This window comes from Clostridioides sp. GD02367 (genome assembly GCF_045900275.1).
In the GTDB taxonomy this organism is placed as follows: Bacteria; Bacillota; Clostridia; order Peptostreptococcales; family Peptostreptococcaceae; genus Clostridioides; species Clostridioides difficile_A.
The window spans coordinates 1-14,544 of the sequence record NZ_JBJODK010000008.1; the positions used below are offsets into that span (position 1 = coordinate 1).

Genomic DNA, 14,544 nt, shown 5'->3' on the forward strand with positions numbered 1-14,544 from the left:
ATTTATATAAGTTTCTTATTTTTAAAGTACTATTTTCAAAGTATGTTATAAATACTTTGTATAAATACATATAATAGTTTAAAGAGATTGATTCTTTAAATACAGAGTGGCGAGCTCTTATAGATATGTACTTTTAAATAAGAAAGGAGATAGATAAGTAAGTGTCTGTAATCAATAGTTTTATTCTACAATATGGATTAATCTCTGTATTTGTATTAATTATGATTGAGTATGCTTGTTTTCCATTACCTAGCGAAGTTGTATTGCCATTATGTGGAGCAATTGCCGCAAGGAATCATTTTGGGTTTTTGACAATTTTGATTTTGAGTATAATTGCAGGTATACTTGGGTCAATATTTTGTTATACAGTAGGAAATTGGGGTGGGAAATCTATCATAAATAAAATAGTAGAGATTTGTCCAAAGGCAAAGAAAGGAATATTTGCATCTCAGGACTATTTTAATAAATATTCTTCTATTTCTGTTTGTGTATGTAGATTAATTCCATTATGTAGAACATACATATCTTTTATAGCAGGTATAGCAGGTCAGAATATTATAACTTTTGTAGTATCATCTATTGTAGGAATTACCATATGGAATACTTCACTAATTAGCATAGGGTATATTTTCTCAGAGAGTTGGGTAAAAATAATGTCCCATTATAATGATTATAAATTCCTAGTTCTAATTATACCAATAGCTTTAATTCTTATTGGATTTACTATTAAGTCATATATACATAAAAAACATCATAAGTTAAGATTATAAAAAATTAATAGATTTTTTCATCATTTTTTATACTTACTGTAAGATTTAAGTGTTTGAGATAATTTCTAATAATCAAAATCCCCGTTTTTAGTACAATGTAGAAACGGGGATATTTAATGTCAAATTGTAATGAATAAGTTAAATTTAATAATGAAATAACATATTGAGTAGTAGTTAAGAGCAATTAATTATCAGCTTTATTTTTATATACAGCTATTTTTTCTTGAATATCCAAGTACACTTATTACAAAAGAAACAATGAATAAGACTATAACTGTAGTGAAAGCCATCAACAAATAGGATTGAGTAGAAGTCATAATGGTAGAAAGTCCAGGTCCATCCTCAAAATATTTGATAAAATAGAAAATAGGAACGACGAAAAGTAATCCTATTGTTTGTGCTGAACGGAAACCAAACCAATATGTAAGAGGTAAGCAAATAGCAGTACAAGTAAGTGGCAAAATAATTGCTGCAATAATAGATAAGCCCAATATACTGATTTCAAAATTACCATAGAAAATACTGCTCATCAAACTAAATATAATGCTTCCAGATAAACTAAAAACCAATGTGCATATAACAGAAATATATTTGCTTGCCACTACAGAATATCCACTAACAGGCATAGCTAATTGATATTTTTTCCAGTTTACATTCTCATCACTTGCAAAACTTATAATGTTTTGCATACCTATTGAAATAGAAAACATAATTGAAGTCATTAATCCAGCATATATCCCCATATTCATAATGAGAAGGATAATAGCCAATATTGCAATTATAATAAGTTTCTTATCAATACTTTTAAAAAAAAGATAGAAGTCTTTGTAAATTAATCCTCGCATAATATTCCTCCTTTAATATAGAAAAGCATAATATCTTCCAATGTCGCATTATCAACAACTACATCCTTATATTTTCTTCTTGCAGTTTCTTTATCATCAACTAAGCATTCTATACTCATATTTGTCTGTTTGCAAATAAGATAATCATCTTGTGAGATAGTTTTAAATTTTTCTTTTCCACATCTAATAATTCCATAATTGTAGATTAAGTTATCTTTTTGTTCTTCAAAAACAATTTCTCCTTTATGAATTAGTATTACATAATCTGCAATTTTTTGTATATCTGATGTGATATGGGATGAAAAGAAAATAGAGTGTTCTTCATCTTGTATGAATTCCAAAAACAAATCCAATATTTCATCTCTACTAACAGGGTCAAGCCCAGTTGTTGCTTCATCTAAAATTAGAAGTTTTGGTCTATGAGCCATAGCACATATAATAGAAAGTTTCATTTTCATTCCTTTGGAAAATGAGCCAATAGTTTTTTTTAATGGAAGCTTGAATTTTTCTAGATAATGTTGATAAAGTGTATCATCCCATGACGTATATATGCCAGATAGTATTTTACTGATATGTTTTACAGTAAAAATATCATGGAAATTGCACTCATCAAAGACAATACCAATATCATTTTTAATTGAATACGTTGCATTGTCTACCCCAAATATCTCAATTTTTCCAGCATCTTTTTTCAATTCATTCAGTATCAAATTAATTGTGGTACTTTTACCAGCTCCATTCTCTCCAATAAAGCCGACAATTCTACCTTTTGGAATACAAAATGAAACATCTTTTAATGAAAAATCATCAAAATTTTTATATAAGTTTTGAACTAAAACATTATTCTTTTCCATAGTTTACATCCCCTTAATCTTCATAGAATAATTTGAGAATATTGGTCATCTGCTCATAAGATATACCATGTGTTCGACCAATTTCTGAAACTTTTTGCAATAATTCTTCTGCTATTCGTAACTGTTCTTCTTGGATGAACTCTTTATTTTGACTAGATACAAAACTACCTTTACCAGACACAGTTTCAATAAATCCATCACGAGTTAAATCCTCGTATGCCCGTTGAACAGTAATTACACTTATATGTAAATCTTTTGCTAGACTTCTCATAGATGGTAGCATCTCACCAGCAGATAATGTTCCATTCATTATAAGACTTTTAATCTGCAAACATATTTGTTCATATATAGGTTTATCACTACTATTACTAATGATTATTTCCATTTAATCCTCCTATACTGTACTTACTGTACTTGTTAGTTAAGTACAGTATAGGCCTATAAATCAGTCTTGTCAAGATAATAAATATAAAAGAGAGAATAATACAATAATTTATATGTTAGTCACCTTATATCTTTTTATGCTAAAATGGTGTTAAGAAATGAAACAAATACTATTTATATAAAAGGGGTAAGAATATGGATATAATAGATAATCTAAGGGTACAAGGGGTAGATGAGAAACTTATTGAAGATGTACTATATTTTAGACGTTATTATGCTCTAGAGAAAGATTTAGAATATAGGGTAACGAAGTCTAAAACTTATTTTTATGGAAGAGATATTTTGTCTATGTGTATAGCAGCTATTTTGGAAGAAGAAAATATATTATTATCAGGACCAAAAGCAACAGGAAAAAACTTACTTGCTGACAACTTGGGTGAGATATTTAATAGACCTCAATGGAATACATCATTTCACATAAATACAGATAGTTCAACACTTATAGGTACAGACACATTTATAGATAATGAAGTTAAGCTTAGAAGGGGTTCTGTTTATGAATGTGCCATCAATGGGGGATTTGGTGTATTTGATGAAATTAATATGGCAAAGAATGATGCTGTAGTTGTAGTACATTCAGCTTTAGATTATAGAAGACTGATTGATGTTCCTGGATATGAAAGAGTAAATCTGCATCCAGCAACGAGATTTATTGGAACTATGAATTATGAATATGCAGGAACAAAAGAACTTAATGAGGCACTAGTATCTAGATTTATGGTAATAGATATTCCTCCTATAGAAGAAGATAAGTTGATGATGATTTTAAAAAATGAATTTCCAGATGCTGATGAAGAAAAATTAATGCATTTTGCAGGAATATTTCTAGATTTACAGTTGAAGTCTCAAAATGGTGAAATATCTAGTAAAGCTATTGACTTGCGTGGTCTCATGGCATCACTTAAGACTATAAGAAGAGGGTTGAAACCAACTCTTGCAATTAACATGGGACTTACAGGAAAGACCTTCGATATATATGAGAAAGAAATGGTTGGAGATGTAATTAAAACTAGAATACCTAATAAATGGGAGAGTATAGATGTATTTCCAATAAGTCATATTTAATATAGGTGAGATTATGAAATGGATATATGATGATTATGAATTTGAAAACAGAGCAAATAATTTATCTTGGACAATAGCTGGAGATTACAATGAAAGTATAGACATATCAGAAAAGGATTATTCTTCAAAAGAAATAGGTTTATATTTTGCAATAATTGCAGGTGCTAGAAGAAAGTATGTAGATTGGGACATAGTAAAAAAATACCTTACAAATAGAATACGAAAAGGATATGACAAAGATATTATATTGGGTCTGATTCAAGTCATATTAAATACAATAGTTGAAGAAAAGGCTATTAAAGATAGACCAGGGATAGAAGATATAAGAAGAAATGCTTATAAAGATATTGTTTCACGTTTTACCAAAATACACAATGACAATATTATGGATAAAATTAAATATGCCTTTGTACTTTATAATATGGACAAGCATCCAGCATTAGATAGCCTAACTAGAAGAATAGTTAATGACATAAGGAATATAGATACAAATCAAGATATTATGGAGATTTTAAAAGCATTAGATGTTATATATTTAACTTATTTTGAATATATGTTAAATGGAGAAGAAAGTAGTTCTACATATGATGAAAATAATGTAAAAGATGTTGATGTAAATTTTGATACATTTGCTGATTTTATGTATGAAGAACTTTATAGTGATGAAGAAGAAAATATTATTGAAAGTGATATAGACTCTATATCTTCATCTATGCTTATAGAGGGAGTAGGAGATTTTGAGGATTCTCAATCTAGCAATTCAGCAGACAGAGTAATATATGTTGATGAAGAGACTGCAAATAAGATATATTCAAAGATAGAACATTATTATGGGAAAACTTATTTGAGTAAAGGTGAAATTAAGAAGATTGAAACACAAAATTGTAGAAATGTTCATGAAGGGTGTAGAATACACTTTACAGATGGAGTTCTTAGAAGTGAGTGTAATAATGTATTCCAGTTAAAATATGTGACAAGGCAAAAAGAAAATAATTTAGGGAAATTTAGAGAGCATGCTAGAATGTATAGACAGCAGATAAAGAGATTAAAAGAAAGTCTAGCTAGAATTTTGATAGAAGAAAATGCTAAAACAAGAGTATACTCTGATTGTGGAACTATATTAGCAAATAGGGCTTGGAGAGTGGGTAGAAGTAATAATAATAAAATATTTTATAAAGATATAGAAAATGAAAAAGGAAAGTATGTTATTGATATATTATTAGATGCAAGTGGTTCTCAAAGTAGAAATCAAGGAAATGTGGCAATTCAGGCGTATATAATTGCAAATGCCTTAACAGAGGTTGGCATACCAAATAGAGTTATGGGATTTTCTAGTTTTTTGGATTATACAATATTAAAAAGATTTAAAGATTATGATGATAGTTTAAAAAATAGTGAAAATATATTTGAATACTTTTGTGCTGGTAATAATAGAGATGGTTTAGCTATAAAATCTATATGTAGTGGTCTAATAAATAGAGATGAAGAAAATAAAATTTTGATAGTTCTTAGTGATGGAAGACCCAATGATGTAAAGATAGGAAAAAATAGTGAGAGAACCTTAAGAGGAGAAAAAGCTTATAGAGGGATAGTTGGTTTAAGAGATACAGCTAATGAAGTAAGAAAAGCTAGGAAACAAAATATATTAGTATTAGGAGTATTCACAGGGAAAGAATCAGAGCTTGAGGCTGAAAGATTAATATATGGAAACGATTTTATATATTCAAGAGATATAACTAGATTTTCTGATGTGGTTTCGATGTATTTAAAGAAGATAATTAGAAATTAATCAAGATTATAAAAAATAATTTATATACATAAAAATATAAAAATGAATAAAATTTGTAAAAAATGTAGAAATTTTCACAGAAAAGGTATACAATGATTTATATAGCAAATGTTTTAAGAATAATTTAAAAATTAAATATATAATATTATAGGTTCTTCAAGCAAGATTAATAGGGAAAAAGGTTAAATTCCTTTACAGCCCCCGCTACTGTGATGCAGACGAAACTTTTGTTAGCCACTATGATGATATACTTTTATATTTCATGGGAAGGAAGAGGAGTAGGAAGAAGCTAAGTCAGGAGACCTGCCTAAAATATTAAAGTAATTTCTTCGGGGATGGAGAAAGTTTCTTATAATAATTATACAGATATGTTCATTTTATGTGTTTGTATTTGGATTGTCGAAAATTAGAAGCCTAGCCATCGAGTTAGGCTTTTTTATTTTTATTTTTAAAATAAATCAGACATATATTATTTATATTTTAATTATTAGAAAGGGAGAGAGGGGATAGTAAAATGAAACAAAATATCAAATTAGGGGTTATAGCTGCACTTATGTTAATCATTTTAACTCCAGTTACATCGAATGCAATGCACATAATGGAAGGATACTTACCAGTAAAATGGTCTATAGCATGGGGAGTTATATTTATACCATTTTTTTTAGTAGGACTAAAATCAATAGGAAAAATAGTAAAGCAAGACCCTAAAAAGAAAGTATTATTAGCGCTGTGTGGAGCATTTGTATTTGTATTGTCAGCACTAAAGATACCTTCAGTAACAGGAAGTTGTTCACATCCTACTGGAGTAGGTCTTGGAGCAATAATGTTTGGACCAAGTGTAATGTTTGTTCTTGGAACTATAGTTCTAATATTCCAAGCATTACTATTGGCACATGGAGGAATAACTACTTTAGGAGCTAATGCTTTTTCAATGGCTATTATAGGACCAATTATATCATTCTTAATATTTAAAGCATTAAAGAAAAAAGACGGAAATAATGCAATGCCAGTATTTCTTGCAGCAGCAATAGGAGATTTGGCTACATATACAGTAACTTCGATACAGTTAGCACTGGCTTTCCCAGACCCATCAGGTGGAGTGATGGCTTCAGCAATTAAGTTTTTAGGAATTTTCTTTATGACTCAAATACCAATAGCGATAGCAGAAGGTATACTTACTGTAATTGTATATAATTTAATTACAGAAAATGGAGAAAAAAGCATACTAGAAAATAATGATAAAGGAGTTAAAGCTAATGAGTGCTAAAACAAAGACGAAAACTAATATATTACTACTTTTATTAGTAGTAGCTCTTATCATATTCCCATTACTTGTTAATTCGGGAGCTGAATATGGAGGAGCAGATGGTCAAGCTGAGAGTGAAATTACTAAGATAAATCCAGATTATGAACCATGGTTTAGTAGCCCATATGAGCCACCAAGTGGAGAAATAGAAAGTTTATTATTCTCTGCACAAGCAGCGTTAGGTGCTGGTGTAATAGGGTACATATTAGGTGTTCAAAAAGGAAAGAGAAGTTAATTATGCTTATAATTGATAAATATGCATATACAAATAGATTAAGTAAAGTAAATCCAAATAAAAAAGTAGCCATAGGAGTAATCTTTCTGATTGCTTCTATGGTAATAAAAAATATATTTGTTTTAAGTGGAATTATGATTTTAATGAGTATTCTAGTTGTTTGTGTAGCTGGAATAGATTTAAAGAATTATTTAAAATTACTCAGAATACCAATGTACTTTTTATTTCTTAGTATAGGAATAACTCTTGTAAATATATCTTTTAATAAGGCAGACTTATTATATAGTTTTGAAATTTTTAGTTTCAATGTAGGAATATCAAAAGCATCTATTGACATGTCTATTCATGTGTTATTTAGAGCTATGTCTTGTTTGACTTGTGTATACTTTTGTATACTTACAACACCTTTTAATCAATTAATATTCTTCTTTAAAAAAATGCATTTACCTGATACTTTTGTTGAGCTATCAATGTTAATATATAGGTTTATATTCATATTTTTAGAAGAATTTTCAGAAATATATAAGTCACAAGAACTAAGATTTGGGTACATAAATTTAAAAACTTCATATAAATCCTTAGGAATTCTTGGAAGTATGCTGTACAAAAGACTTATGACAAGGTATGATGATATGTGTATATCATTAGACATAAAATTGTATGATGGTAAATTTCACATAGTAGGGGATAATGATGTTTAAAATAAATAATTTAACTTATCAATATGAAAAGAATGCCAATGCATTATTAAACATTAATATGGATTTCTCAAAGGGAAATGTTATAGGTATAATAGGTTCAAATGGTTCAGGAAAATCAACATTATTTATGAATTTAATGGGTATATTAAAACCTACATCTGGAGAAATTCTTTTTAAAGAAGAAAAATTAAAATATGATAAGAAAAGTTTGTATAATCTTAGAAAAAATGTGGGTATTGTCTTTCAAGACCCAGAAAAACAAATTTTCTATTCAAAAGTATACGATGATATAGCATTTGCAATGAGAAATATTGGTATAGATGAAAAAATAATTAAAGAGAGAATAAATAAAGCTCTAGTAGCTGTTAATGGAATAGATTTTATAGATAGACCAGTACATTTTTTAAGTTATGGTCAGAAAAAAAGGGTAGCGATAGCATCAGTTATAGCAATGGAAAATGAAATTATATTGCTTGATGAGCCTACAGCTGGTTTAGACCCAGTAAGTACTAGGTCTATTGTAGATATAATAAAGGGATTGAATAAAGATAATATAAAAATAGTAATATCCAGTCATGATATGAATTTAATGTATGAAATATGCGATTATATATATGTATTGGATAAGGGGATTTTAATTGATGAAGGAAAGGCAGAAAATGTATTTGTAAATGAAAATAACATTATACAAGCTGGCTTAGAATCCCCATGGCTAGTAAAGGTACACAAAAATATGAACCTACCTTTATTTAAGAAAGAAGAAGATTTGTATAAGTACTGGAAAGAAAGAGAACTTAATACAAACAAATAATTAAGCCCTAAACCTATTTTAAAAAAATAGATTTATATATAATAACCCTTAACCTAGACCCCTTAAAGGTGCCTTATGATTCCCCAAATCATAAGGTTATTTTTTTATTAAATAATAAAATAAATTATATGTAAAGTGTTATTTAATTGTAATATATTGGAAATAATCTATTAGTATAATACATAATTATAATTTGAAGTAATTCATATTTTAGATTAAAATATATTTATGGCTGTTAACAGGAGGAGAAATATGAATTTAGATACATTAAATCCTGCTCAAAGAGAAGCAGTAGAAAAGACTGAAGGTCCAGTACTTATACTGGCTGGAGCTGGTTCAGGTAAAACTAAGGTATTAACAACGAGAATGGCATACCTTATAGAAGATAAAGGTGTACAACCACCAAATATATTAGCGATAACATTTACAAACAAAGCTGCAAATGAAATGAGAGAAAGAGTTGAACAAAATATAGGTTCTGAGACTAAGGAAATGTGGATAAGTACATTCCATTCTTGCTGTGTTCGTATACTTAGAAAAGATATAAATAAGATTGGTTACAACAGGAGTTTTGTAATTTATGATGCAGCAGACCAAGTTACATTGGTTAAAGACTGTCTTAAAGAACTAAACTTAAGTGATAAGGTGTTTGAACCAAAAGCAGTTATAAGTGCTATTTCAGGAGCAAAAGATAAGCTTTATACTCCAAAACAGTTTAAAGACATTAACATGGCAGATAATAGAATGAGTAAAATTGCAGATATTTATGCATTATATCAAGACCGTTTAAAAAGAAATAGTGCACTTGATTTTGATGATTTAATACTTAAAACTGTAGAGCTTTTTAAGGCTAATGAAGAAGTTTTAGCATATTATAGAAGTAGATTTAGATACATAATGGTAGATGAGTATCAAGATACAAGTAAAGCTCAGTATGAATTGATAAAATTATTAGCAAGAGAACATCAAAATATTTGTGTTGTTGGAGATGATGACCAAAGTATTTATGGATGGAGAGGCGCAGATATAAGAAATATACTTGAATTTGAGAAAGATTATGATAATGTACATGTTGTAAAATTGGAGCAAAATTATAGGTCTACACAAGTGATATTAGATGCAGCTAATAAAGTTATATCTAATAATATAGAAAGAAAAAGGAAAAAGCTTTGGAGTGAAAAAAAAGAAGGAGAGCTTATAAAGATACAATTAACTGGTAGTGAAATAGAAGAAGCTGATTTCATTGCTGATTCAATTGCACAAATAGCTAGAAAAGAGAAGAGACCATATAAAGACTTTGCAGTACTTTATAGAGCAAATGCACAAGCTAGACCTGTAGAGGATGCTTTAAATAGAAGTCAAATACCATATAATATATATGGTGGTACAAAATTTTACGAGAGAAAAGAGATAAAGGATTTATTAGCGTATTTAAGAGTTATTCAAAATCCACAAGATGATATATCTATAAAAAGAATTATAAACGTACCTAGAAGGGGTATAGGGCTTAGAACAATAGAAAAAATTGAAGATAGAGCTAATTTAAAGCAGGAAAGTATATATTCAGTATTAATTGATATAGAGACAAATTCAGATATATCTACTAAAGCAAGAGCAAGTATAAGTGGATTTGTTGATATTATAGGTACACTTAGAACTATAAAAGAAGTTTATCCTGTTAGTAAACTTATAGAAAAGGTCTTAGATACTACAGGATATATGGATGAACTTGTAGAGATAAGGAATAAAAATGAAAAAGATTTGACTGGTAAGGGAGAGGAAGCTCAAGATAGAATTGACAACTTAAGAGAATTCATATCTATAGCTTTGGAGTTTGAAAGTAGTAATGATGAGAATTATGAAAACAAAGACTTAGAAACATTCTTAACTAGTATAGCACTTACATCTGAATCAAATGATGAAGAAGACAATGATAGGGTTTCTCTTATGACAATTCATACATCTAAAGGGCTAGAATTCCCTGTAGTATTCCTAATAGGTATGGAAGAAGGATTATTCCCTATATCAAGAGCTATAAAGTCTCTAAGTGATTCACAGATAGAAGAAGAGAGAAGACTTTGTTATGTTGGTATAACTAGAGCTAAAGAAGAGTTATATATGTCATTGACAGAGAAGAGGACATTATATGGTAAAACAAATGTTGCAATAGCTTCGAGATTTATGGAGGAGTTACCAGAAGAATGTATAGAAAGATTGTACAAAGTAAAGAAAGAACTGAGTTATTCTAAAGCAAGCTATAATATGTTAGATAAATATACTAAAAAGTATATGAATACTATAAGTAAATCTAAAGTTGCTGACAAGGTTAATGCTACAATAAAAGATTCCAATAAAGAAACTAATCCAGATGATATAAAACTTGGTTCTAAAGTGCATCATCCTAAATTTGGGGTTGGGACAGTAGTATCTATAATTGGCACAGATGTTACTATAGCTTTTGACAAGCAAGGAATTAAAAAAATAAACAAAGAATATACAACACTAAATATTTTATAATGGAGGTTAATATAGGGAATGGATAGTATAAATTTTGCTAAGAACTTAATAGACTTCATATATGATAGTCCATCATCTTTTCATGCAGTTGATAGTGCTAAAGAAATTCTAGATAAAAATGGATTTGAAGAGTTAGCTTTAAATCATAAGTGGAACCTAAAAGTGGGTGGAAAATACTATGTTACTAAAAATTTATCTGCTATAGTAGCTTTTGTAGTTAATTCAGAAGACATAGAGAAAGATGGTTTTAGAATAATAGGTTCTCATTCAGATTCTCCTACATTTAGCATTAAACCAAATGCAGAAATAGAAGCTGAAAAATCTTATTTGAAGTTGAATACAGAGTGCTATGGAGGAGCAATATTGAGCACATGGTTAGATAGACCTCTTGGCATAGCTGGCAGGGTAGTTTTAAAGAGTGATAATGTATTAAAGCCAAGCGAAAGACTTATAAACTTTCAAAAGCCAATTTGTATAATACCAAACCTAGCTATACACTTAAATAGAAGTATAAATGATGGTCATTCATATAATAAGCAAAAGGATATGTTACCTTTAGTTGGTTTGTTGAATGATACATTAGAAAAAGATAACTTCCTTTTAAAACAAATAGCATCTAATTTGGATGTAAATATGGAAGATGTCATAGATTTTGATTTGTTTTTATATGAATTTGAAAAAGGAAGTTTAATAGGGGCTAATGATGAATTTATATCTATAGGAAGACAAGACAATCTTGCTATGGTACATGCTAGTTTGAATGCTCTTATCGATACTAAAGGTCAAAATGGCGTAAATGTAATGGCCGTATTTGATAATGAAGAAGTTGGTAGCTCTACTAAACAAGGTGCAGATTCAAACATGCTATTAAATATATTGGAAAGAATTTGTTTATCAATAGGTAAAGATAGGGAAGAGTTCTTTGAGTCTATTTATTCATCTTTTATGATATCATCAGATTTGGCTCATGCTATCCATCCAAATACTCCAGAAAAACATGACCCAACTAATAAACCAGTTATGGGAAAAGGACCTGTTATAAAGATAAATGCTAGTCAGGCATATACAAGTGATGGGTATTCTATAGCTGTTTATAAGAATATATGTAGAGAAGCTAATGTTGAGTATCAAGAATTTGTTAATAGGTCAGATGAAAGAGGTGGAAGTACTATAGGTCCAATATCTTCAACTCATATAGATATACCATCTGTGGATGTGGGAAGTCCAATTTTGGCAATGCACTCTATAAGAGAATTAGGAAATGTTGAAGACCATTATAGTATATATAAAACGTTTAGCAAGTTTTTTGAAATATAAATATAAGATAAACAATTTGGAGATGAGACTATGAAATTAGGATTATGCTTAGAAGGTGGAGGCGCAAAAGGGGCTTACCAAGCAGGAGTAGTAAAGGCATTATATGATGGAGGAATAAATAAATTTTATTCAATTTCAGGGACATCGATAGGAGCAATAAATGGATATTATTTGTACACAGGTAATGTTGATAACTTAGAAAAAATGTGGACAAATATAAAAGATATCCAGAATGGAAATGTAAAAATAGTAAATAATACTGTGGATAATTCTCCTGCTATAGACAATTTGAGGGAACTAGATGATAGTAAAATTGAAGAAATGAAGTTTTATGTTAACTATGTAGAAGTCAATAATAAGGTAGTATCAGAAAAGATTGTTGATGTATCAAAAATGACTCGTGATGAAGCAATTATCAGTATTTCATACAGTGGATTGTTACCATCAAATCCAAAGGCCACTCTTGGTTTTAAAGAACAATTTGCAAAAGATGTTCAAGAAGGACTATATGATGGTTTTAAATTAGATGGAGGTCTAATTAGGAGTGCATTGATTGAACCTTTAATTGTGGATAATGTGGATAAGATTATTTTAATATCAACGAAATATAATTATGAATTGCCAGAAGATATTAAAAAAACATACGATGAAGACAGAATAATAGTAGTTAGACCAAATACTCAGTTCGCACCTAAAGACACTCTTAATTTTGATGATGAGTTTTGTAAAGCTATTTATCAAGAAGGATATGAAATAGGAAAAAATATACTTGATAGACTTTAATTTAGAGTATAATATAATAAATGTAATTGTATAATTTAACTAAGGAAAAGGAAGGTAATGAATTATGGAAAATAAAAATCCTATAGTAACTATAGAAATGGAAAATGGAAAAGAAATTAAAATTGAGTTGTACCCAAATATAGCACCAAATACAGTTAAAAACTTTGTATCATTAGTAAATGAGGGATATTATAATGGAATAATATTTCATAGAGTAATACCAGGATTTATGATACAAGGTGGATGCCCAAATGGTACAGGAATGGGTGGTCCAGGTCACTCTATAAAAGGTGAATTTAGTGGGAATGGATTTACTAATAATTTAAAACATGAAAGAGGAGTCATATCAATGGCTAGAACTATGGCACCTAATTCAGCTGGTTCTCAATTTTTCATAATGCATAAAAATTCACCACATTTAGATGGTCAATATGCAGGATTTGGTAGAGTAATAGAAGGTATAGAGGTTGTTGATGAAATAGCATCAATTAGAACAGATGCAGCTGATAAGCCACAAACTCCACAAGTTATGAAATCTGTTACTGTGGAGACTTTTGGAATAGATTACTCTGATGTAGAAAAAAATTAAAACATATATAAAAATTAGTTATAAGTAAAAGTCAAAATATATGTTGTTTATTGAAGATAAAATGGGATGTAGTTACGTCTTTAGACGAATACATCTCATTTTTTATTTATTCTATATAATAAGAAATTGTGTATTAAAATAATAAATTACAAAATATACCAACTAGAAATAACATTGGATTTTTATGATACTTATTCCATAAAATTAGTATCATAAAATTTTAATTAAAAAATAAAGTACAGTTAAAAAAATTTTACTAAAAATATTTTTATCCAAGTTTGTATATAATAATATATTAAATAAATATGGAAGACATATGGAAAACAATTATTCCAGTGTCTTTTTAAGCTATTTTATCTATTTTATTTAAGAAAAATAAGTTTTTCTATGTTTTTTATTTATAAAAAAATATCATCATGGAAATATCTTCTATTTACAATTTTATAACTTTGGTTTACAATAATAGAGACAATAAATCCTAAAAAACATAAGAAGAAAAAAGTGCTTAATATTTGAGA

General features: G+C 28.6%; 14 protein-coding genes and 1 riboswitch. Of the genes, 11 read left to right on the forward strand and 3 right to left on the reverse strand.

Features of this window, described 5'->3' with window-relative positions:
* The first annotated feature begins 161 nt into the window (after positions 1–161).
* Positions 162–770, forward strand: a complete 609-nt coding sequence (locus tag Q3223_RS11910; protein ID WP_407812033.1) for a DedA family protein — start codon at positions 162–164, stop codon at positions 768–770.
* A gap of 203 nt (positions 771–973) precedes the next feature.
* Here the strand turns inward: Q3223_RS11910 and Q3223_RS11915 are convergent, their stop codons facing one another.
* From Q3223_RS11915 to Q3223_RS11925, 3 genes are read right to left on the reverse strand one after another with little or no spacing between them, the layout of a single operon-like run.
* Positions 974–1,615, reverse strand: a complete 642-nt coding sequence (locus Q3223_RS11915; protein WP_054275705.1) for an ABC-2 transporter permease — start codon at positions 1,613–1,615, stop codon at positions 974–976.
* Positions 1,603–2,469 carry an ABC transporter ATP-binding protein gene (locus Q3223_RS11920; RefSeq protein ID WP_054275706.1) on the reverse strand — a complete coding sequence of 289 codons (867 nt, stop codon included), beginning with the start codon at positions 2,467–2,469 and terminating at the stop codon, positions 1,603–1,605. The genes Q3223_RS11915 and Q3223_RS11920 overlap by 13 nt, the downstream gene beginning before the upstream one ends.
* 13 nt (positions 2,470–2,482) lie before the next feature.
* The gene (locus Q3223_RS11925; RefSeq protein ID WP_054268998.1) at positions 2,483–2,854 is read right to left on the reverse strand and encodes a GntR family transcriptional regulator; all 372 of its coding nucleotides are present in this window, start codon (positions 2,852–2,854) and stop codon (positions 2,483–2,485) included.
* A 194-nt stretch (positions 2,855–3,048) separates the two neighbouring features.
* Here Q3223_RS11925 and Q3223_RS11930 point away from each other — a divergent pair, with 194 nt between their 5' ends.
* The 10 genes from Q3223_RS11930 (at position 3,049) to Q3223_RS11975 (ending at position 14,026) form a co-directional block, all read left to right on the forward strand.
* Positions 3,049–3,978 carry an AAA family ATPase gene (locus Q3223_RS11930; RefSeq protein WP_054268999.1) on the forward strand — a complete coding sequence of 310 codons (930 nt, stop codon included), beginning with the start codon at positions 3,049–3,051 and terminating at the stop codon, positions 3,976–3,978.
* Positions 3,979–3,991: 13 nt separating this feature from the next.
* Positions 3,992–5,767, forward strand: a complete 1,776-nt coding sequence (locus Q3223_RS11935) for a nitric oxide reductase activation-like protein (protein WP_054269000.1) — start codon at positions 3,992–3,994, stop codon at positions 5,765–5,767.
* Positions 5,768–5,899: 132 nt separating this feature from the next.
* A riboswitch (cobalamin riboswitch) is annotated at positions 5,900–6,093 on the forward strand.
* Between the two features lie 188 nt (positions 6,094–6,281).
* Positions 6,282–7,034, forward strand: a complete 753-nt coding sequence (locus tag Q3223_RS11940; RefSeq protein WP_054269001.1) for an energy-coupling factor ABC transporter permease — start codon at positions 6,282–6,284, stop codon at positions 7,032–7,034.
* The gene (locus Q3223_RS11945; protein WP_009888183.1) at positions 7,024–7,308 is read left to right on the forward strand and encodes an energy-coupling factor ABC transporter substrate-binding protein; all 285 of its coding nucleotides are present in this window, start codon (positions 7,024–7,026) and stop codon (positions 7,306–7,308) included. Before Q3223_RS11940 ends, Q3223_RS11945 begins: the two co-directional genes overlap by 11 nt.
* A gap of 2 nt (positions 7,309–7,310) precedes the next feature.
* Positions 7,311–8,009, forward strand: coding sequence for a cobalt ECF transporter T component CbiQ (gene cbiQ / locus Q3223_RS11950; protein WP_009888184.1), 699 nt, complete (start codon positions 7,311–7,313; stop codon positions 8,007–8,009).
* Entirely contained in the window at positions 8,002–8,820 is an 819-nt protein-coding gene (locus tag Q3223_RS11955) for an energy-coupling factor ABC transporter ATP-binding protein (protein WP_054269003.1), read from the forward strand. The genes cbiQ and Q3223_RS11955 overlap by 8 nt, the downstream gene beginning before the upstream one ends.
* Before the next feature lie 252 nt (positions 8,821–9,072).
* On the forward strand, positions 9,073–11,337 hold the full coding sequence (locus Q3223_RS11960; protein ID WP_054275709.1) for a DUF3553 domain-containing protein: 2,265 nt from the start codon (positions 9,073–9,075) through the stop codon (positions 11,335–11,337).
* Positions 11,338–11,355: 18 nt separating this feature from the next.
* Positions 11,356–12,654 carry a M18 family aminopeptidase gene (locus tag Q3223_RS11965; protein WP_074179959.1) on the forward strand — a complete coding sequence of 433 codons (1,299 nt, stop codon included), beginning with the start codon at positions 11,356–11,358 and terminating at the stop codon, positions 12,652–12,654.
* 30 nt (positions 12,655–12,684) lie between these two features.
* Positions 12,685–13,437 carry a patatin-like phospholipase family protein gene (locus tag Q3223_RS11970; RefSeq protein ID WP_054269006.1) on the forward strand — a complete coding sequence of 251 codons (753 nt, stop codon included), beginning with the start codon at positions 12,685–12,687 and terminating at the stop codon, positions 13,435–13,437.
* Positions 13,438–13,501: 64 nt separating this feature from the next.
* Positions 13,502–14,026 carry a peptidylprolyl isomerase gene (locus tag Q3223_RS11975; RefSeq protein ID WP_054269007.1) on the forward strand — a complete coding sequence of 175 codons (525 nt, stop codon included), beginning with the start codon at positions 13,502–13,504 and terminating at the stop codon, positions 14,024–14,026.
* Positions 14,027–14,544 lie beyond the last annotated feature (518 nt).